This is a genomic window from Gryllotalpicola reticulitermitis, assembly GCF_042651345.1.
In the GTDB taxonomy this organism is placed as follows: Bacteria; Actinomycetota; Actinomycetes; order Actinomycetales; family Microbacteriaceae; genus Gryllotalpicola; species Gryllotalpicola reticulitermitis.
Genome location: NZ_JBHSCN010000005.1, coordinates 153,198 through 171,761, shown reverse-complemented (window position 1 = coordinate 171,761; position 18,564 = coordinate 153,198). Strand labels below are relative to the sequence as shown.

Sequence of the window (18,564 nt, the reverse complement as noted above, 5' to 3'; positions counted from 1 at the left end):
CGGCTCAGGCGCCGTTCAGGCATCGCGCGGCTCACTCGTTGTCGCCGCCGGTGTCGCCCGTGCCGATCGACTGGCTGCCGTGCCACGACCAGTTCGCGACCTCGGGGATGTCCTCGCCCTTCGAGTAGGCGAAGAGGCGCGCGTTGAGGCGCGCGTCGGTCATGTCCTGGCGCAGGGTGGCGTACCGCTCGCCGAGGCCCGGCACGCGGTCGAGCACATCGATGACCAGGTGGTAGCGGTCGAGGTCGTTGCGCATGACCATGTCGAACGGCGTGGTCGTCGTGCCCTCTTCCTTGTAGCCGCGCACGTGCAGCTGGGAGTGGCCGGTACGACGGTAGGTGAGGCGGTGGATCAGCCAGGGGTAGCCGTGGTACGCGAAGATGACCGGCTTGTCGCGGGTGAAGATCGCGTCGTAGTCGCGGTCGGAGAGGCCGTGCGGGTGCTCGCTCTCGTCCTGCAGCTTCATCAGGTCGACGACGTTCACCACGCGGATCTTGAGGTCGGGAATGTTCTTCTGCAGGATCTCGCTCGCCGCGAGCACCTCGAGCGTCGGGATGTCGCCGGCCGCCGCCAGGACGACGTCGGGCGACTCGCCCGGGACCTCACGCCCGGCCCACTCGAAGATGCCGAGGCCGCGCGTCATGTGCGCGACGGCCTGGTCGACATTCAGCAGGTTCGGCTGCGGCTGCTTGCCCGCCACCACGACGTTCACGTAGTTCACCGAGCGCAGGCAGTGGTCGTAGGTCGACAGCAGTGTGTTCGCGTCGAAGGGCAGGTAGACGCGAACGACATCGGCCGACTTGTTGACGACGTGGTCGATGAAGCCAGGGTCCTGGTGCGAGAAGCCGTTGTGGTCCTGGCGCCAGACGTGGCTCGACAGCAGGTAGTTGAGGCTCGAGATCGGGCGACGCCACGGGATCTCGCGCGTCACCTTGAGCCACTTGGCGTGCTGGTTGAACATCGAGTCGACGATGTGGATGAACGCCTCGTAGCTCGTGAAGAGGCCGTGCCGCCCGGTGAGCAGGTAGCCCTCGAGCCAGCCCTCGCACTGATGCTCGGACAGCACCTCCATGACGCGGCCGACGCGGGCGATATGCTCGTCGATCGGGCGGATCTCGCCGGCGAACTGCTTGTCGGTCGTCTCGTAGACCGGCGGCGCGAGGCGGTTCGACGCCGTCTCGTCGGGCCCGAAGATGCGGAAGTTCGTCGGGTTGTCCGCGATGACGGTGGCGAGCCACTCGCCGAGCACACGGGTCGCCTCGTTGCTCGTCGCACCCGGTGACGGCACGTCGACGCCGAAGTCGCGCCAGTCGCGCAAGCGCAGCGCGTGCCTGACGAGACCGCCGTTGGCGATGGGGTTGGCGCTCATGCGCCGGTCGCCGCTCGGCGCGATGGCCACAGCATCCGCCACGGGCTTGCCGTCTTCGTCGAACAGCTCTTCCGGCTTGTACGACTTGAGCCAGCTCTCGAGGAGCTTCGTGTGCGCTTCCGTGTCGCGCGCGTTGGCGAGCGGCACCTGGTGCGCACGCCACGTGTTCTCGACCTGCTGGCCGTCGATGATCGGCGGGCACGTCCACCCCTTGGGGGTGCGCAGGATGATCATCGGCCAGACCGCACGACCCTCGAGCGTGCCGGCGGCAGCGGATGCCTTGATCTCGGCGATCTCGTTGAGAACGTTGTCGAGCACCGCGGCGTACCGACGGTGCACGACCGCGTGGTCCTCGCCGTCGAAGCCGCCCTCGACCAGGTACGGGTGGTAGCCGTAACCGCGGAACAGCGCGAGCAGCTCGTCCTGCGGGATGCGGTCGAGCACCGTCGGGTTCGCGATCTTGTAGCCGTTGAGGTGCAGGATCGGCAGCACGACGCCGTCTTGAACCGGGTCGAGCCACTTGTTCGAGTGCCAGCTCGTGGCGAGCGGGCCCGTCTCGGCCTCGCCATCGCCGACGACCGCCATGACGAGCAGGTCGGGGTTGTCGAACGCTGCGCCGTAGGCGTGGCTCAGCGCGTAGCCGAGCTCACCGCCCTCGTGGATGCTGCCCGGGGTCTCGGGCGCCACGTGGCTCGGGATTCCGCCCGGGAACGAGAACTGCTTGAAGAGGCGACGGATGCCGTCTTCGTTCTCATCGATGTCGGAGTAGACCTCGGAGTACGTGCCGTCGAGGAACGCGCTGGCGACGAGGCCGGGGCCGCCGTGGCCGGGACCGATGATGTAGATCGTGTTGAGGTCGCGCTCCTGGATCGCGCGATTCATGTGCGCGTAGAGGAAGTTCAGGCCGGGCGTCGTGCCCCAGTGACCGAGCAGACGCGGCTTGATGTCGTCGACCGTCAGCGGCGTGCGCAGCAGTGGATTGTCGAGCAGGTAGATCTGACCGACGCTCAGGTAGTTGGCGGCACGCCAATACGTGTCGATCAGGCGGATCGTCTCGTCGGAGACCGGGGCGTCGCCGCGGTGCTTCCAGACTGATTGGGCGGGTGTTTCGGGCGCTGCTACGTCAGTCGACATCGAAGAATTCCTCCCTTTGGAGGAGCCGCCGCTCCGGCGGCTTCCAGCGATCAGCCTATGGATCGCGCGTAACCGCGCGCTAGTGGTTTTGACGGCGTTGTCGGGACTTCCATGGCCTACGATTGCGAGCCGCCTCAGGCGGCTTCCGGCGCCGCCTGAGGCAAAGAAAAAGACCCCTCGCGCACCCGCCAGAGCCTGGTTACCCTTGCTGCGTTTCCGCCCTGGGGGAGTTGGCCTGGATGGCGCCACGCGAGGAGCCGGGTTCCATTGTATGGGACGTTTTCTGAGCGGATGCTTGCGCTCACGCGCCCTGCCGATCGGGCCCTCTCGGAGCCGACGACTCGCTCAGCGAGCATCCGCTAGACTTTCCGGGTTGCGCTCGTCGTGACACCTGGAGAATTCGCCTAGTGGCCTATGGCGCACGCTTGGAAAGCGTGTTGGGTGAAAGCCCTCGGGGGTTCGAATCCCCCATTCTCCGCCATTTGCCGCGTTGTGCAGTGGCATTGATCGCGTCGGGGGCGTCGCGCCTGGGTCTCGTGGGCGGGCGCGAGCGGCATCCGTTTCGCCCGGGGCACACGAATCGTCGGAGGGCACACGAAATCGCGCGATTCGTGCGCCCCTCGGCGCATTGTGTGCCCCTCGGCACGCGGCGCGCCGGCGGCCCTTTGTAGCGGGTATTGACGCGAGATGAGCAAGGCTCTAGTTTTCCGGGTGCGTGGAGCACGCCCACTCCCCTGGCTGCCCTTCACCGCCGAAGGAGGCGCCATGTCTCAGATCACTGTCACCACCGAGCCGCGCGACGGCCTTGCCAAGCCGCAGCCGTTCTTCCTCACCTACGAATCCGACGGCACGGAGTTCGACCCCGGCGACCACAACGGGTTCAACACGAGCGCGGACATGTTTCGGATGCTGGAGAGCGCGAGCGCCGAGCATCCGTACACCGACGTGTTCATCGTCAGCCACGGGTGGCTCACGTCGAGCGCCGCGGCGATCAAGTCCTACGGCCAGTGGGTCGACCTGGTCGTCGCGCAGCGCAACGCGCACCGCGTGGAAGAGATCCGCCCCGGCTACAACCCACTTGTTGTGTGCGTGCACTGGCCGAGCGACCCGAAGGACCAGTGGGGGAGGCTGTACGACCAGATGGTGCACTACCGGATGCAGTGGGTCGAGAAGACCCTTCCCGTGCTGTCGTTCTACCGCATGAAGGGACGGGCGTTCGCGGTCGGGCAGAAGGGGCTCGGACCGGTGCTGCGGAAGCTAAGTCGAGAGCATCCGTCGGTCAAGGTGCACCTCATGGGGCACAGTTTCGGCGCGATCGTCGTGTCGGCCGCCGCCGCCGACCCCGACGTGCGCGTCGACTCGGTCTTCCTGATCGAGAGCGCCATGTCGACGTGGTCGTTCGCGCGGCCGATCCGCACCGATCGCAACGGCAAGCCGAAAGAGGTCTCGCGCTTCACCGAGGTCGTGCGGACGGCGATCACCCACGTCGACAACATCGTCGTCGGATCGCGCTCCGACTCGGACCGCGCGCTGCACTTCGCCTACCCGTTCGCCGAGTCGACGCGATCGCTCTTCTGGCCGTTCAGCAAGGTCCGCGAGCCGGTGTGGAGCGGCTACGGCATGTACCCGTATGGCGCGCTCGGGTTCCACGGCGTGAACGGGCCGCTGGTGCACGAGCGCGAGCTGGTCGCCTCAGCGCCGGTCGAGAAGGACGAGGTGGCCGAGCTCGACCCGAATCAACTGGTGTGGCAGGACTTCATGCTGCGGCGCGACGCCGTCTACAACGTCGACGGAAGCAAGGTGGTCGTGCCGCCTACGAAAGCCGAGGGCAAGGGCTGGCGGCTCACCGCGTTCTTCGCCGGCGCGCACAGCCAGATCATCAAGCCTGAAATCGCGAACCTGTACTGGCAGGCGGCGGGGTTTCCGTTGAAGGACCCGCGTCAGAACCCGCATCAGCAGCCGGAGCCGGCCTGCCGAGCTCCGCGAACTTCGCCTGCATCGTCGGGTTCTGGCGGGTGAGGCGCTTGATGGTCAGGTCCTCCGCTTTGTCGTTCGCGAGACGAAGGTTGTTGGCCGACTTGTGCAGCGCCTCTTTCGTCTTCTCGAGATCCTTGATCGCCTCGTCGATGCGCTTGATGGCCTCCGCGAACCCGTCGGAGGCGAGCCGCCAGTTGCGGCCGAACGAGTTCTTGAAGTCGTCGAGCTGCTGCTCGAAGGACGTGATGTCGACGTTCTGCGCGCGGATCTGAGCGAGCTCGGTCTTGTACTTGAGCGAGTTCAATGCTGCATTGCGCAGCAGCGTGATGATCGGGATGAAGAACTGCGGGCGCACGACGTACGTCTTCGGATAGCGGTGCGAGACGTCGACGATGCCGGTGTTGTAGAGCTCGCTGTCGGGCTCGAGGAGGGACACGAGCACCGCATACTCGCAGCCCTTCTCGTTGCGGTCCTTGTCGAGCTCACGGAGGAAGTCCTCGTTCCGGTGCTTCGTCGCCGTCTCGTCGGACTCGTTCTTCATCTCGAACATGATCGACACGATCTCGGTGCCCGAGGCATCCGTATCTCTGAAGATGTAGTCGCCCTTGCTGCCGCTGCGCGCGTCGTTGTCCTTCTCGAAGTAGGCCAGCGGGAAAGCGGTGGCACGGATGCGGTTGAACTCGACCTCGCAGTGCTGCTCGAGCGTCTCGCCGACCATCTTAGTCGACAGGCGCGCCTTGAGGTCCTTGTAATAGGCGACCAGTTCGTCTCTGGCCTTGAGCTCGATCTGATGCTTCTCATTGAGCGAGCGCTCGGCGAGCTGCTTCTCGAGTTCGGCGCGTTCGAGGCTGCTCTTGAGGTCGTTTCGCTCGTTCTCGACCTTGGCGACGGCCTCGGTGACGGCGAGCTTCTGGGCGACTTCGCTCGCGCTCAGCTGTGCGGTGAGCCGTTGGACCTCGGCTTCCTTCGCTGCAGCGGCCCGCTCGAGCTCGTTCACCCGCTTGGCCTCGGCCATCTCCAGCGCGCGCTGCGCTTCGCTCTTCGCCTGGCCGAGCTCGTGCACGAGCGAGTCGCGCTCCTTCTCCACCGCGCTCAGCGCCTCCGCCACGGCGAGCCTCTGCGCGACCGCCCCCTGCTCGAGCTGCGCCTTCAGCTGCTGGATCTCGGCGTCCTTCACGGCTGCGGCTTTGCTCAGCTCCCCCGCCGCGCGCGACTCGGCCAGCTCGATCGCCTTCAGCTTGTCCAGGTCGGCGAGTTCAAGTCGCTCATGGAGCTCTTGCGCGAACTCGCCGTCACGCACCTGCTTCACGATGTCGGCATAGCCGGCCTCGTCGATCGTGAAGGCTTTTCCGCACTGCGGGCAGATGATCTCGTGCACGCGCACCAGCCTTACACGAGGCGACGCAGCAGCTGGGCGTTGAGGGCGACCACGATCGTCGACAGGGACATGAGGATCGCGCCGACCGCGGGCGAGAGCACGAACCCCAGCGGAGCGAGCACGCCGGCGGCCAGCGGCACCCCCAGGACGTTGTAGCCGGTCGCCCACGCGAGGTTCTGGATCATCTTGCGATAGCTGGCGACGGACAGCGCGATGGCGGACACGACGGCGCGCGGATCGCTGGATGCCAGTACGACGCCGGCGGATTCGATCGCGACATCCGTTCCGGCGCCGATGGCGACGCCGACGTCCGCGCGGGCGAGCGCCGGCGCGTCGTTGACACCATCGCCGACCATCGCGACTCTCAGGCCACGGTGCTGCAGCTCGGTCACCTTGCTGTCCTTGTCGGCGGGCAGCACCTCGGCGAATACCTCGTCGACGCCGAGTTGCCGGCCGACCGAGTTCGCGACGTCCGCCGCATCGCCGGTGATCATCGCGACCCGCACACCGCGGTCATGCAGGGCCGCGATCGCGGCAGCCGACTCCGGGCGAATGGCGTCGTCGAGGGCGAACGCCGCCAGCGGCTCGCCGTCGCGCAGCAGGTACAGCACCGTGGCTCCGTCGGCGGATTTCTCGGCCGCGGGTGCAGCGATGGCATCCGGCACGTGCGCGGCGACCTCGCTCAGGAGCCGGGGGCCACCGACCTGAACGAGGGCCCCGTCGACCGTCGCCTCCACCCCGCGCGCGGTACGCGACCGGAAGTCTGTCGCCGTCGGGCGGTCGGTTGTGCCGTGCTCGTCGGCGGCGCGAACGATCGCGCGGGCGAGCGGATGCTCCGACGCGACCTCGACGGCAGCCGCCAGCTGCAGCGCAGCGACCGGGTCGATCCAGTCGGTCATGGTGCGCGAGACGGCGGGCTCCCCGCGGGTGAGGGTGCCCGTCTTGTCGAAGAGGACGACGTCGATCGTGCGCATCCGTTCGAGGGCGAGCCGGTCCTTCACCAGCACGCCCGCTCTCGCGGCGCGCTCGGTGGAGATCGCGATCACCAGCGGGATCGCCAGGCCGAGCGCATGCGGGCAGGCGATGACCAGCACCGTGACCGTGCGGGCGATGGCGTCGGTCGGGTCGCCGAGAAGCATCCACACCACAAAGGTGACGACGCCCGCGCCGGCCGCGAAGTAGAACAGCAGCGCAGCCGCCCGATCAGCCAGCGCCTGCGCCCGCGAAGACGACCGCTGAGCTTCGTCGACCAGACGACGGATGCCGGCCAGCGCGGTCCTCTCGCCGACGGCCGTGACCACCACCCGGATCGCCGTGTCGGTCGCCACGGTGCCGGCGACCACCTGAGCGCCCGGGCCGCGGCTGACGGTACGGGACTCGCCGCTGATCATCGACTCGTCGACCTGCGCGAGCCCCTCGGTCACCTTGCCGTCGGCGGGAACGCGGCCACCGGAGCGGACGAGGACGATGTCCCCCTCGGCCAGATGGCTCAGCGGGATTTCGACGATCTCGTCGCCCCTGACCAGCTCGGCCGTGTCCGGCAATAGAGCGGCCAGCGCGTCGAGTGCGCCGGAGGCGGCGCCGAGGGCGCACATCTCGACCCAGTGCCCGAGCAGCATGATCACGATCAGCAGCGCGAGCTCCCACCAGAAGTCCAGCTCGAGCGACGCGTCGACCACGGTCGCCCAGGAGGCGACGAACGCGACCGAGATCGCCATCGCGATCAGCGTCATCATGCCGGGCTGCCGGGTGCGCAGCTCGGCGACGGCACCCGTCAGGAAGGGGTAGCCGCCGTAGCTGAAGATCACCGTGCCGAGCGCGGGAGAGATCCACTCGGCCCCTGCGAAGGAGAGCTGGTAACCCAGGATGTGCCCGAACATCTGGCTGAAGACGACCACGGGGATCGCAAGGACCAGGCTCCACCAGAATCGGTCGCGGAACTGAGCCGCGTGGTCGCCGTGGCCGGCATGGCCGGCGTGATGACTGCTGTGATCGTGATCGTGATCGTGCGTGTGCGTGCCGCTCATCGTCGTCTTTCTCTCAGCGCCGCAGAGCCGCGAGCTCAGTCCATGCTCCGGAGCAGGGAGCGCATCGTCTCGATCTCCTTGGTCTGAGAACTGACGATGCTGCGTGCCAGGCGCAGCGCCTGCGGGTTCCGGCCCTGCGCGATCTCGGCCTGCGCCATCTGTGTCGCGCCCTCGTGGTGCTCGATCATCTGCGTCAGGAACGTCGAGTCATTCGTGTGCATGCCACCCATCGATGAGTGGGACGACATCGGATCAGCATCCGAGCCTGCGGCGGTCACCGGCTCGCCCCAGGCGCTCAGCCACGCGGTCATCTCGTCGATCTCCGGAGACTGCGCCCGCCGGATCTCGTCTGCCAGCTGCGTCACCTCCGGCGTCGTCGCGTCCTGCGCGGCCAGCTGCGCCATCTGGATCGCCCCCGCATGATGGGCGATCATCTGCTGCGCGAAGGCCACATCTTGCGCGTTGTGCGTCGCGGAAATGGACGCGGTCGACGACGGGGAGACGTCGGTGCCAGGGGTGGCCGACATGCCAGGCCTTCCCGACATGCCAGGCCTTCCCGACATGTCGGAATGCGAGGACGTGGTGCTCGACGAGCAGCCGACAAGGATGCCGGCGAGGGTCACGGCGGTCGCCGAGGCGACCGCAACGCGGGTCTTCAGGTTCACGGGGGTACTCCAAGTACAGATCTGATGGGGAAGGGAAACGTCGGAGGACCCGCCCGCGAAATGGGCAGACTCCCCCTAGGCCCTGATCAGATCCGGAGCACCCCGAGCGTGAGGCTGCGTTTGATACCGCGAATCGGCCGCGCGGATTCGGCCGACGCGAGCTGCGCTCGCGGTCGCAGCGACGTCAAGGTGCCGAGAACCCCGGGAGCGGCGAGGACCACCAGCGCCAACACCACGACCAGCGCCATGCAGCACAGGTCGATCGCATGGGACATGTCACACACCGGCGCAGCGAGGACCGCCGCGGCGGCGTGCGCCGTCGCCCCCGGGCCGTCGGCCACCGCATGGCGCACGGCGTGTTCCAGGTGCGCGACCACCGCGGACTGCGCAGCGTTCGGACCGCTGATCACCTCATGCATGCCCGCAAGACCGAACAGCACGCCGAGCGCGAGAACCGCCAGCAGGACACGGCGCACAACCGCGGCCGCGTGAGAGCTGGAGGCATGCACGAACTCAGGGTAACGTTCGGCGGTCCCGGCCCTCCCAGGGGTCACGCAGCCGGCCGCCCGCGACGTCACCAGCGAGTTCGGTCAGACCTCGGTCAATGGATCACCAGGCTCATCGCCAGCACCACGAGGATGCCGACGACCGACAGCAGCGTTTCGAGCAGCGACCACGACTTGATCGTCTGGCCGATCGAGAGGCCGAAGTACTCCTTGAAGAGCCAGAAGCCCGCGTCGTTGACGTGCGAGAAGAACAGCGAACCCGCGCCGATCGCGAGCACGAGGAGCGAGACGCCGGGGGTGCTCAGGTGATGCGTCACCGGTTCGAGGATGCCGGCCGTCGTGATCGTCGCCACCGTCGCCGAGCCGGTCGCGACGCGGATGAAGACCGCGACGAGCCACGCGAGCAGCAGCACGCTGAAGCCGCTGTGCGCGGCCCAGTTCGAGATGACGGCGCTGATCTTCGTGTCGACGAGGACCTGCTTGAAGCCTCCGCCGGCACCGACGATCAGGAAGATGCCCGCGATCGGCTGAAGCGAGCCGGCGACCACGTTCGACGTGCGCTTCAGGCTGAAGCCCGCGCCGCGGCCGAGCACGACCATGGCGACCAGCACCGCGATGCCGAGCGCGATGAGCGGCGTGCCCACGAAATCGACGACCGTCTTCCACGCGGCCTTGTCGTTCGGGTCGATGATGTCGGGGATCGCGGCCAGCAGCATCAGCGCCGCGGGCAGCAGGATCGTGCAGAGCGTCGGCCAGAAGCCGGGGCGCTTCACCGCCGCGGGGTGCGCCGCGCGGTCGGCCTGGAGGAGCTCGTCGCCGTGTGCGGCGACGTTGAGCGCTGCGGTGCGAGGGGTGTTCACGGCACCGCGCCCCGCCTGGTCAGCGGACGCGACAGTGCCGCCACCCGCGCCTGCCGCTGAGCCGGCCCCGCCGGTCTCGAACAGCGCCGGAATCTCGGCCGGAACCCACCGCGCGACGAACCGCGAGAACACGGGCCCCGAGATGATCACGCCGATGAGCGCCACGATGACGCCGAGGCCGAGGGTGACGCCGAGGTTGGCGTGCACGACCGAGATCGCGGCGAGCGGGCCGGGGTGCGGCGGCACGAATCCGTGCATCGCTGACAGACCCGCCACGGCCGGAACCGCGACACGCATGAGCGGCAGGCCCGAGCGGCGCGCGACCAGCATGATCACGGGGACGAGCAGCACGAGTCCGACCTCGAAGAACATCGGCAGACCGATGATGGCGCCGACGAGGCCCATGATCCACGGCAGGGCCTGCACCGAGGCGCGGCTCACGAGTGTGTCGACGATGCGGTCGGCGCCGCCCGAATCCGCGAGCAGCTTGCCGAACATCGCGCCGAGCGCGATCAGCGTGCCGACCGAAGCGCTCGTCGAACCGAATCCGTTCGAGAAGCTCGTCACGGCGTCCGTCGGCGCGAGCCCGGCCGTGACGCCCGCGACGAGCGAACCGGCGAGCAGCGCGATGAACGGATGCAGCTTCACCCAGGTGATGAGCACGATGATCACGGCCATGCCGAGCAGGGCCGAGAAGATCAGGCGGCCGTCGCTGTGGGCCGGTGCTGTCGAAGCAGCCGACGCGGCGGCGGCGAGCGCGGGAAGAGAAGACAGTGCCATGAGCGTCCTTGGTCTGGCGAGGTTGTGCCTCGATTCGACGGAATAACTCCGCCATATTACGTGATTCTTTGCAATAATTCAGGCATGACGGATGCCGCGCGCTGGGAGGCCGTCCACGACGGCCTCTCCGAACAGCTCGGCGCCGCGATCGTGCAGGGCCGGTACCCGCCCGGCGCCCGGCTGTACAGCGGTGACATCGCCGACGAGCAGCACGTCTCCCGCTCGGCCGTGCGTGAGGTCGTCCGCGTGCTCGAGACGCTCGGGCTCGTGCGCGTGCGCCGCAAGGCCGGAATCGAGGTGCAGCCGAGCAGCGAATGGAGCCACTACTCCCCCGACGTGATCCGCTGGCGCCTCGCCGGCCCTGCCCGGCTGCAGCAGCTGCACGAGCTGAGTCAGCTGCGCTCGGCGGCCGAGCCGCTCGCGGCGCGGCTCGCGGCCGTCGCGGCGACGGATGCCGAGCGCCAAGCCCTGGCGCAGGCAGCGCACGACATGGCACTGCACTCGCATCGCGCGAACGAGCGCGACTACCTCGATGCAGACATCCGCTTTCATCGCGCCTTGCTCGAGGCATCCGGCAACCCGATGCTCGCCGGCCTCGCCGGCGCGATCGAGTCGGTGCTCATCGGGCGCACCGAACACGCTCTGATGCCCGACGAAGCCAACCCCGCGGCACTGCGGCTGCATCGCGAGCTCGCGTTCGCGGTGGCCACGCGCGACGCCGACGGTGCGTCCGTCGCCGCGAATCAGATCGTCAAGGAGGCCGACGACGCGGTGCAGACGCTCGACGACTAGGGCGTCGTCGAGGGCGCAGCCGGCGTGGCCGACGAGGTCGGGGTGAGCGCCGCCACCACCTGCTGCGCTCGTGACCAGTACTTCGAGTAGTAGCCCGCGTCCGCATTCGCCTGCACCTCGTGCGCAAGCTCGCTCGGCTGCATCGTGCGCCAGCCCGGGATGGACGTCAGCTTCGCGTAGAAGTTCACGCTCGCCGTGTACGGGTCCATGCGGTCCGCGAGAGTGCCCCACGCGCCGTTGTCGCGCTGCTGGAAGATGCCGCGGCTGTCAGGCCCCGCCGTGTCACCGTACGACAGGTTGCGCAGCTTCGACTCGCCGATCGCCGTCATCACGCCGACCGCCTGCGTGTGCGTGCCGATGCCGCGCGCCTGCGCCGCCCGCATGATCTCGGCAGCGTTGACGAGCTGCGCCTGGCAGAAGCCCGCGATCGGTCCGCGCGGGACCGTCATGTCGCCCACGGCCACCGGCTGCACCTTCGGGCACGGGTTCAGCGCCGCCTTCGCCTGCGCGCTCAGGGTCACGATCGCGGGGATCCCCACAGCCGCCGCGATTAGCACTGCGCAGGCGACGACGAGCACGGTGATGAGCCTGCGCATTCGCTCTCCTGCCTGACGTCGGGTCGCCGTGGGTCTCGCTTCGCCACCGGCCGCGCCTTCGAGGGCCGCGAGCCGGTCGGCGACCGGCGGCGACTGGGCAGCCGGTCGCGCCGAAACTATCGGTGACGGCTGAACGGAATGCGGAGGCTCGCTGAGAGGGTGGTGAGCGACGCCTCCGCGCCTTCGCCCGGAAGCACTGCGCGCTGCTTCGTGCGCGGGCGATTACGCCGGCTAAGCCGTCGCGATCTGCTCGAGAACGTCGATGAACGACTGCCAGCCGGCCAGGACCGCCTCCTGCTGCTCGGACGAGAAGCCGGGCGTCTCCTGGGTGAAGCGCATGCGAGTTCCGGTCCCCGCCGGCGTCAGCTCGACGACGATGGTGCCGCGGGCCGGCTCGTCGGGGCGATCGGTGATGGTGAAGACGAAGCGCTGCGGTGGCGCCACCTCGACGACGTCGCCGGCCCAGTCGATCGTCGCGCCGTCCGGCAGGCGCATCTGCGCGGCCCATGGCCGACCCGGCTCAGCCGCGAAGTCGAGGGTGTTCAGCGGCACGTCGACCCCCTCGCCGCCGAACCATCTTGCGAAGTGCTGCGGTGTCGTCCAGGCGGCGAACACGGCATCGGCGGATGCCTCGAATTCCCGATCGATCTCGATGCCGTCGGCGGTGATCCCTGTCATTGCTGCTCCTCAGCCGGTTGCGGCAGCGGTGAAGCGGTGCCGCGTCTGCGCGAACGTGCCCTTCGCGAAGGCGAGCACCTTCGTCGGTGCCACGCGGAAGACTGCCACGATTGCCTCCGCGTTGTCTCCCTGCGCCTCAGCGCAGGCCGCCCAGGAGCGTGCGCACCATGCGCTCGTTGACGTCGGGGGCACCGCCGGCGACCGGGTGGCAGAGCAGAGCGACGGCGCTCAGCACCTCGCGGGCCGTCAGGCCGGAATCCGTGCCGCTCTCGGCGGCCGCGCGGGCGAGCAGCGGCGCGAACGCGGGGGTCAGCTGATCCATGAGGCGCTGCGGCAGCCCCGCGTACGCGGCGTCGCCCGAGTGCAGTGCCTGGGCGAGACCGGATTTCGTCGCGACGAGGCCGGTGAAGCGGGCGATCCACGCATCGACGGCGCCCCAGGCGTCGGGGGCGCCCCCGAGCGCCTCGGCGGCTGCGACGCACTCGTCGAGCTCGCGCTGAAGCACCGCGATGATGAGGTCGGAGCGACGGGGGAAGTGGCGGTAGAGCGTGCCGACGCCGACGCCCGCGGCATCCGTGATCTCTTTCGCGGGCGCATCGACCCCGCGAGCCGCGAAGACCGACTTCGCCGCCTCGACGAGCGCGTCGACGTTGCGTGTCGCGTCCGCACGCTTCGGTCGCGCCGTCTGGGTCACCACGAAGTCCTCCTTGCTAACCGGAAACTCATTCCGCATACTTAACGGAAAGCCATTCCGATTCCCTCAGCCTAACCGGAAGGCACCCGTCCGTCAGGAGAACCCGTGGAATACCGCCCACTCGGCCGCACCGGCATCCGTGTCAGCCCCTATGCGCTCGGCACGATTCCGTTCTCGACGCAGGCCGGAAACGCCGACCCCGCCGACTCGATCCGCATCATCCACGCGGCGCTCGACGCGGGCATCAACCTCGTCGACACCGCCGACGCCTACGGCGACTCGGAGGAGGTCGTGGGCCGCGCGCTCCTCGGGCGCCGCGACGACGTGGTGCTCGCGACCAAGGTCGGGCGCCCGATCGGCACCGATCCGAACCGCCAGGGCGCCTCGCGCCGCTGGATCGTGACCGCCGTCGAGAACTCACTGCGGCGCCTGCAGACCGACTACATCGACCTCTATCAGCTGCATCGTCCGGACCCCGGGACGGACCCGGAGGAGACGCTCTCCGCCATGACCGATCTGGTGCGCGCGGGGAAGATCCGCGCCTTCGGCACGTCGAACATGCCCGCGTCGAGCCTCGTCGAAGCGCACTGGATCGCCGAGCGGCGCGGACTCGCGCGGCCGCGCACCGAGCAGCCGCCGTACTCGATCCTGAACCGCGAGATCGAGCGTGAGGTGCTGCCCGTCGCCGAGCGGTACGGCATGGGCGTGCTCGTCTGGGGCCCGCTCGGGCAGGGCATGCTCACCGGCCGCGTACGCCGCGGGCAAGCCACCGACGCCACCCGAGCGCGATTCTTCGCCGATGTGTTCACCGACGAACGGCGCCTCGACGCCGTCGAGCAACTCGTCACCCTCGCTGACGACGCCGGCCTCTCGATGCCGCATCTCGCGATGGCCTTCGCGATCACGCACCCCGCCGTCACCAGCGCGCTGATCGGCGTGCGGACCATGGAGCAGCTCGACGATCTTCTCGCCGGCCTCGACACCATGCTCAGCGACGACGTGCTCGACCGCATCGACGACATCGTGCCGCCGGGCACCGAGGCCGGGCGGCTCGCCCAGGCGTACCTGCCGCCCGCGATCGAGCGGGCTGAGCTGCGCCGGCGGCGCGTAGTCCGCTGACCCGCGTGGGTCAAGGGCCTCGACGGCGGGTACAGATAGGGCGAACGTGGATGGTTGAACCCATCACGCACGACCAACAGTGAGGACTGATCGCAATGGCTCAAGCGAATGACGACTCCCTGCAGGACGGAGTGAACGCTGCAGGCGACAGCGCGCACGACACCGTGGACAAGGCCACCGGTGCCGCGGCGAGCGCCGTGAACGAGGCATCCGATTCGGCGTCGGATGCGGTGGACTCCGCCACCCAGGCGACGCATGCGGCCGCTGACAAGGCGGCCGACGCAGTGAGCGGCGCCGTCGGCGACGCATCCGCCTCGGCTGCCCGCGCGGTCGGCTCGGCGAGCCGGGCCACGCACGCCGCTGTCGACTCGGCGCAGCAGACCGTGTCGCGTACGGTCGGCCAGGCCACGGATTCCGCAGGCCAGGTCACGGGCGCGGCCGCCGGTATGGTGCGTGATCGCCCGTTCGGATCGGTCGGCGCGGTCGCGGCGGTCGCGGCTCTCGCGGGCTTCATCATCGGCCTGATCGTGGGCCGGCGCTCGTAGTTCGTTCCGGGCGCAGGACGCGCTCAGGCTGCATTGGCCGCACAACTGCCCACGCCCGGCGCTCCGAGAGGAACGCCGGGCGCGAACGCGTCACCAGCCCAGTTCGCCGGCGTCCTCCTGGAAGGTGCCGGTCGGACCGTCGGCGCCGATCAGCGCCCATTTCGCAACGATCTGCGCGCTCTCCGACGCCGGGCGCCCCGGGTGCGCGCCCGGGTCGCCGCCGCCGAGCTCCGTCGCGGTGATGCCAGGCTCGACCGCGTTGAACTTCACCTCGGGCACGAGCTTCGCGTACTGCACGGTGAGCATCGAGACCGCCGCCTTGCTCGGCCCGTAGACGATGGTCGGGAAGTGCGACGCGGGCCGCGAATCCTCGTGCACCGCCCAGAACGAGCCGAGCGCGCTCGACACGTTCACGACGACCGGGTTGGCCGAGCGGCGCAGCAGCGGCAGAGCCGCCTGCGTGACGCGGACGATGCCGACGACATTCGTGTCGAACACGCTGAGCACGCTCGGCCCGTCGTGCTTCTCGCCGACCTGCCCGTCGCGGAATTCGTACGACGCGATTCCGGCGTTGTTGACGAGAACGTCGAGCCCGTCGCCGTCGGCCTCGATCCGGGCGATCGCGGCGGCGACGGACGCGTCATCGGTCACGTCCAGCTGCACGAAGCGCGCGCCCAATTCGTCGGCGGCGGCGCGGCCGCGGGCCTCGTCGCGCGAGCCGACGTAGACGGTGTGGCCGGCTTCGACGAGCACGCGGGCGGTTTCTTTGCCGAGGCCCTTGTTGGCCCCGGTGATCAATGTCGTTGTCATGTCTCGAGAGTGCGCGCAAAGCATCCGTCTAGGCAGTCGTCCCGCTTTCGTAGGAATGGCAGTGCCACGACAACGGCGCACCGCACGCGCAGACTTGCATCGTGGAGACCTGGGACTTCGGCGCGACGGTGAGGCGCTGGCGCGACCGCGTCGCTCCCGACGCCGTGGGGTTGCCGGTGGGCGGCCGACGTCGTGCCGCCGGCCTGCGCCGCGAGGAGCTCGCGGGTCTCGCCGGCATCTCCGTCGACTATCTGACCCGGCTCGAGCAGGGCCGCGCGACCTCGCCGTCCGAGCAGGTGGTCGAGGCGCTCGCCCGCGCCCTGCGCCTCGCCGACGCCGAACGCGACCACCTGTTCCGGCTCGCTGGGCTGGCGGTGCCCGGCCCCGGCGTCATTCCCACCCGCGTCACCGCGAGCGTCCAGCGCCTGCTCGACCGCCTTGCCGGCACGCCGGTCGTCATCTACGACGCCGCGTGGAACCTGATCGCCGCGAACGGGCCGTACGACGCTCTCATGGGCGCGACCTCCGCCCTCACCGGCAACGCGCGCAACGCCGTCTGGCGCAACCTGTTCGAGCTCGGCGAGCATCGCGCACGACAGACGGCGGAGGAGCACGAGGAACAGGTGGCCGGCCTGGTCGCCGACCTGCGGATGACCGCAGCACGGTTCCCCGACGACACTCGGCTCCGGAAGCTGATCTTGGAGCTGCGAGCGGCAAGCCCGCGATTCGTCGAGCTCTGGGAGACGGCGACGACTCCCCCGCCGACCGAGCGCTCGCGGCACAAGATCATCGACCACCCCACGATCGGCGCGATCGGAGTCGACTGCGACACCCTCGTCGTCGTGGGCGACGAGCTGCGCATCATGGTCTACACGGCCGAGCCCGGAACCGACGACGCCGAGCGCCTCGCGCTCGCGACGGTGCTCGGAACCCAGGCGCTCGTCGGCTGAGACCGGTTTCGGCGCGGGCGTCGCCGAGTTAACCTCACCGCATGAGCCGGACGGCGGCGGGAGCAGGCGCGACACCGCGCGCGCGCATCCGTCATGCGGGCTCGGCGCCCACCTGGCTGATCATCGCGCCGAGCATCCTCGTCGCGGTCGTCTTCGGGTCGATCCATCTGATCGTGATCCCGCTGTTCCCGGTCGTCGCGCAGTACTACTTCGCGCAGCAGTCGACGACGTTCTCCGAGGAATCCGTCGCCCTGTCCCTCCACATCTTCTTCGGCAGCATCGCGATCGTGACCGGGGCGATCAACGTCGTCACCGCGGCATCCGATCGCCGCCTGCGCCACCATCGTGCGATCGGCTGGACCTACGCGGGTTCCGTCGCGATCTCGGCCGCGTTCGGCATCGTGGTCGCGTTCCATGCATACGCGGGCACTCTGCCGGGCGGCCGCGCCGTCGTGACCAGCGGATTCCTGACCCTCGCCGCCTGCTGGATCGGCACGCTCGTGCTCGCCGTGCACGCCATGGCGGTGCGCCGCTCGATGCCGGCGCATCGTTTCTGGATGACCGTCAACTTCTCATTGACCTTCGCCGCGGCGGTCCTGCGGGTCTGGGTCGGTGCGCTGCTCGTCGCGGGAACGGGCGCGTTCGACCTGCTCTACCCGACGCTCGGCTGGGTCGGCTGGGTGCCGAACCTCATCGTGGGCGCGGTGATCGCGCGTCGGCTCCACGCGACGGGGCGGCTTCGTCGCGCGTCGAAAACGGAGTAGATGCGCGCGTGCGGGGCTCGGCGCAGCATCTACTCCGTATTCGGCGCGCGAAGCGGCCGGGGCGACGGGGCAGGCGGGGATCGGCTCGCTAGCCGATGAACGCCGTCATGCGGATCGAGACGAGCACGCCGGGCAGCACCGCTCCGAGCTTCGCCGCGTAGCGCGCGGGCGGGGTCTCCGGGAACCAGCGTGCGTATTCCTCGTTCATGCCGGGGAAGTCGTCGGGGTCGACGAGCAGCACGCCGACCTCGACCACGTCGTCGAGCGTGCCACCCGCCGCGGCGAGCACGGTCTCGCAGTTCGCGAGTGCCTGCCGCGTCTGCTCCTGGATGGACGGCCCGGCGAGCGTGCCCGTCGCGGCGTCGACGCCGACGAGCCCCGAGACGAAGACGAAGCCGCCTGCTTTGACGGCTTGGCTGAACAGCGCCGAACCGGGAGCGTCCGATGTGCTGATGACCTCACGCATGGCCACATCGTGCTCCGCGGCGCGGTCGCTGTCCAGATGGTCAGGCGGCGAACTCGACCTCGACCAGCGGGCTCTTCTCGAGCCACGCCTCGAGCGGCGGCCACTCGCCGTTCCCGGACGACGGCAGCGCCGCGATCATGCCGGTGAACACGCTGCGACGCTCGTCGGCATCGGTGACCGGGCGTGCCTTCGCCGGCAGGTCGGCCTCGACGCCGTGCTTCAGGTGGAAGCTGAAGTGGGGGTTCGCGACGAGGTTCGCGTACCAGGACCGCGCGCGCCCCGGGCTGCCCGTGATGAACCAGTGCCCGTCGACCTTGTGGAACCAGATCTCGATGCGCCGCGGCTCGCCGCTCTTCGCCCCGATGGTGGTGATGTCGATCGTCCGCTCGGCGGCGTCTGCCGCCGGGGTGAGATCGAGTGCTTTCTGAACTGCGTCGTCCACGCAGACCGCCCT

Annotated in this window: 17 protein-coding genes, 1 tRNA gene and 1 other RNA gene; 6 read left to right on the top strand and 13 right to left on the bottom strand. The window is 69.1% G+C overall.

The genetic code is table 11. The features are described 5' to 3' along the window. Positions 1-31: 31 nt before the first annotated feature. Positions 32-2,503: a phosphoketolase family protein gene (locus tag ACFOYW_RS07950; RefSeq protein ID WP_390228318.1), complete on the bottom strand. Its 2,472-nt coding sequence runs from the start codon at positions 2,501-2,503 to the stop codon at positions 32-34. Positions 2,504-2,668: 165 nt separating this feature from the next. Further along, an RNA gene (gene ffs, locus ACFOYW_RS07945) (signal recognition particle sRNA small type) lies at positions 2,669-2,765 on the bottom strand. A gap of 131 nt (positions 2,766-2,896) precedes the next feature. Between ffs and ACFOYW_RS07940 the strand changes: the two genes are divergently transcribed. Beyond that, positions 2,897-2,984: transfer RNA gene (locus ACFOYW_RS07940), tRNA-Ser, on the top strand. Positions 2,985-4,382: 1,398 nt separating this feature from the next. Here ACFOYW_RS07940 and ACFOYW_RS07935 read toward each other — a convergent pair. From ACFOYW_RS07935 to ACFOYW_RS07915, 5 genes are all read right to left on the bottom strand, one after another. Further along, positions 4,383-5,858 (bottom strand): DUF2130 domain-containing protein, encoded by a 1,476-nt coding sequence (locus tag ACFOYW_RS07935; RefSeq protein ID WP_390228317.1) that lies wholly within the window; start codon positions 5,856-5,858, stop codon positions 4,383-4,385. An 11-nt stretch (positions 5,859-5,869) separates the two neighbouring features. Then, positions 5,870-7,924, bottom strand: a complete 2,055-nt coding sequence (locus tag ACFOYW_RS07930) for a copper-translocating P-type ATPase (RefSeq protein WP_390229589.1) — start codon at positions 7,922-7,924, stop codon at positions 5,870-5,872. Next, a complete protein-coding gene (locus ACFOYW_RS07925; protein ID WP_390228315.1) occupies positions 7,921-8,550 on the bottom strand; it encodes a DUF305 domain-containing protein in 630 nt (209 codons plus the stop codon). Before ACFOYW_RS07925 ends, ACFOYW_RS07930 begins: the two co-directional genes overlap by 4 nt. An 86-nt stretch (positions 8,551-8,636) precedes the next feature. Beyond that, a complete protein-coding gene (locus ACFOYW_RS07920; protein WP_390228314.1) occupies positions 8,637-9,059 on the bottom strand; it encodes a hypothetical protein in 423 nt (140 codons plus the stop codon). Positions 9,060-9,151: 92 nt separating this feature from the next. Then, the gene (locus ACFOYW_RS07915; protein ID WP_390228313.1) at positions 9,152-10,696 is read right to left on the bottom strand and encodes a GntP family permease; all 1,545 of its coding nucleotides are present in this window, start codon (positions 10,694-10,696) and stop codon (positions 9,152-9,154) included. Between the two features lie 84 nt (positions 10,697-10,780). Here ACFOYW_RS07915 and ACFOYW_RS07910 point away from each other — a divergent pair, with 84 nt between their 5' ends. Beyond that, complete coding sequence (locus tag ACFOYW_RS07910; protein ID WP_390228311.1) at positions 10,781-11,488, top strand: FadR/GntR family transcriptional regulator; 708 nt, start codon at positions 10,781-10,783, stop codon at positions 11,486-11,488. Here the strand turns inward: ACFOYW_RS07910 and ACFOYW_RS07905 are convergent. The 3 genes from ACFOYW_RS07905 to ACFOYW_RS07895 all read right to left on the bottom strand — a co-directional run bounded on the left by ACFOYW_RS07905 (position 11,485) and on the right by ACFOYW_RS07895 (position 13,459). After that, the gene (locus ACFOYW_RS07905) at positions 11,485-12,084 is read right to left on the bottom strand and encodes a hypothetical protein (protein ID WP_390228310.1); all 600 of its coding nucleotides are present in this window, start codon (positions 12,082-12,084) and stop codon (positions 11,485-11,487) included. The two genes, ACFOYW_RS07910 and ACFOYW_RS07905, sit on opposite strands and share 4 nt — an antisense overlap. Positions 12,085-12,315: 231 nt before the next feature. After that, positions 12,316-12,762, bottom strand: a complete 447-nt coding sequence (locus ACFOYW_RS07900; protein ID WP_390228308.1) for an SRPBCC family protein — start codon at positions 12,760-12,762, stop codon at positions 12,316-12,318. A gap of 136 nt (positions 12,763-12,898) precedes the next feature. After that, on the bottom strand, positions 12,899-13,459 hold the full coding sequence (locus tag ACFOYW_RS07895) for a TetR/AcrR family transcriptional regulator (RefSeq protein ID WP_390228307.1): 561 nt from the start codon (positions 13,457-13,459) through the stop codon (positions 12,899-12,901). Between the two features lie 102 nt (positions 13,460-13,561). Here ACFOYW_RS07895 and ACFOYW_RS07890 point away from each other — a divergent pair, with 102 nt between their 5' ends. Together ACFOYW_RS07890 and ACFOYW_RS07885 are read left to right on the top strand one after the other, a co-directional pair. Then, entirely contained in the window at positions 13,562-14,575 is a 1,014-nt protein-coding gene (locus tag ACFOYW_RS07890; RefSeq protein ID WP_390228305.1) for an aldo/keto reductase, read from the top strand. A gap of 95 nt (positions 14,576-14,670) precedes the next feature. Continuing rightward, positions 14,671-15,120 (top strand): hypothetical protein, encoded by a 450-nt coding sequence (locus ACFOYW_RS07885; protein ID WP_390228304.1) that lies wholly within the window; start codon positions 14,671-14,673, stop codon positions 15,118-15,120. Between the two features lie 90 nt (positions 15,121-15,210). Here the strand turns inward: ACFOYW_RS07885 and ACFOYW_RS07880 are convergent, their stop codons facing one another. Further along, a complete protein-coding gene (locus ACFOYW_RS07880) occupies positions 15,211-15,930 on the bottom strand; it encodes an SDR family NAD(P)-dependent oxidoreductase (RefSeq protein WP_390228303.1) in 720 nt (239 codons plus the stop codon). A gap of 101 nt (positions 15,931-16,031) precedes the next feature. Here ACFOYW_RS07880 and ACFOYW_RS07875 point away from each other — a divergent pair, with 101 nt between their 5' ends. Both ACFOYW_RS07875 and ACFOYW_RS07870 read left to right on the top strand, forming a co-directional pair. Beyond that, a complete protein-coding gene (locus ACFOYW_RS07875) occupies positions 16,032-16,880 on the top strand; it encodes a helix-turn-helix transcriptional regulator (RefSeq protein WP_390228302.1) in 849 nt (282 codons plus the stop codon). A 41-nt stretch (positions 16,881-16,921) separates the two neighbouring features. Further along, entirely contained in the window at positions 16,922-17,644 is a 723-nt protein-coding gene (locus ACFOYW_RS07870) for a DUF2306 domain-containing protein (protein ID WP_390228301.1), read from the top strand. Positions 17,645-17,732: 88 nt separating this feature from the next. Here the strand turns inward: ACFOYW_RS07870 and ACFOYW_RS07865 are convergent, their stop codons facing one another. Together ACFOYW_RS07865 and ACFOYW_RS07860 are read right to left on the bottom strand one after the other, a co-directional pair. After that, positions 17,733-18,110 (bottom strand): RidA family protein, encoded by a 378-nt coding sequence (locus tag ACFOYW_RS07865; protein ID WP_390228300.1) that lies wholly within the window; start codon positions 18,108-18,110, stop codon positions 17,733-17,735. 40 nt (positions 18,111-18,150) lie between these two features. Next, positions 18,151-18,552 carry a nitroreductase family deazaflavin-dependent oxidoreductase gene (locus ACFOYW_RS07860; protein WP_390228299.1) on the bottom strand — a complete coding sequence of 134 codons (402 nt, stop codon included), beginning with the start codon at positions 18,550-18,552 and terminating at the stop codon, positions 18,151-18,153. Positions 18,553-18,564: the final 12 nt, after the last annotated feature.

Bases quoted from the DNA above. Each gene is read 5' to 3' on its own strand.
- ACFOYW_RS07905 (WP_390228310.1), bottom strand. From the start codon at position 12,084: ATGCGCAGGCTCATCACCGTGCTCGTCGTCGCCTGCGCAGTGCTAATC.
- ACFOYW_RS07880 (WP_390228303.1), bottom strand. From the start codon at position 15,930: ATGACAACGACATTGATCACCGGGGCCAACAAGGGCCTCGGCAAAGAA.
- ACFOYW_RS07865 (WP_390228300.1), bottom strand. From the start codon at position 18,110: ATGCGTGAGGTCATCAGCACATCGGACGCTCCCGGTTCGGCGCTGTTC.
- ACFOYW_RS07885 (WP_390228304.1), top strand. From the start codon at position 14,671: ATGGCTCAAGCGAATGACGACTCCCTGCAGGACGGAGTGAACGCTGCA.
- ACFOYW_RS07900 (WP_390228308.1), bottom strand. From the start codon at position 12,762: ATGACAGGGATCACCGCCGACGGCATCGAGATCGATCGGGAATTCGAG.
- ACFOYW_RS07915 (WP_390228313.1), bottom strand. From the start codon at position 10,696: ATGGCACTGTCTTCTCTTCCCGCGCTCGCCGCCGCCGCGTCGGCTGCT.
- ACFOYW_RS07910 (WP_390228311.1), top strand. From the start codon at position 10,781: ATGACGGATGCCGCGCGCTGGGAGGCCGTCCACGACGGCCTCTCCGAA.
- ACFOYW_RS07950 (WP_390228318.1), bottom strand. From the start codon at position 2,503: ATGTCGACTGACGTAGCAGCGCCCGAAACACCCGCCCAATCAGTCTGG.
- ACFOYW_RS07870 (WP_390228301.1), top strand. From the start codon at position 16,922: ATGAGCCGGACGGCGGCGGGAGCAGGCGCGACACCGCGCGCGCGCATC.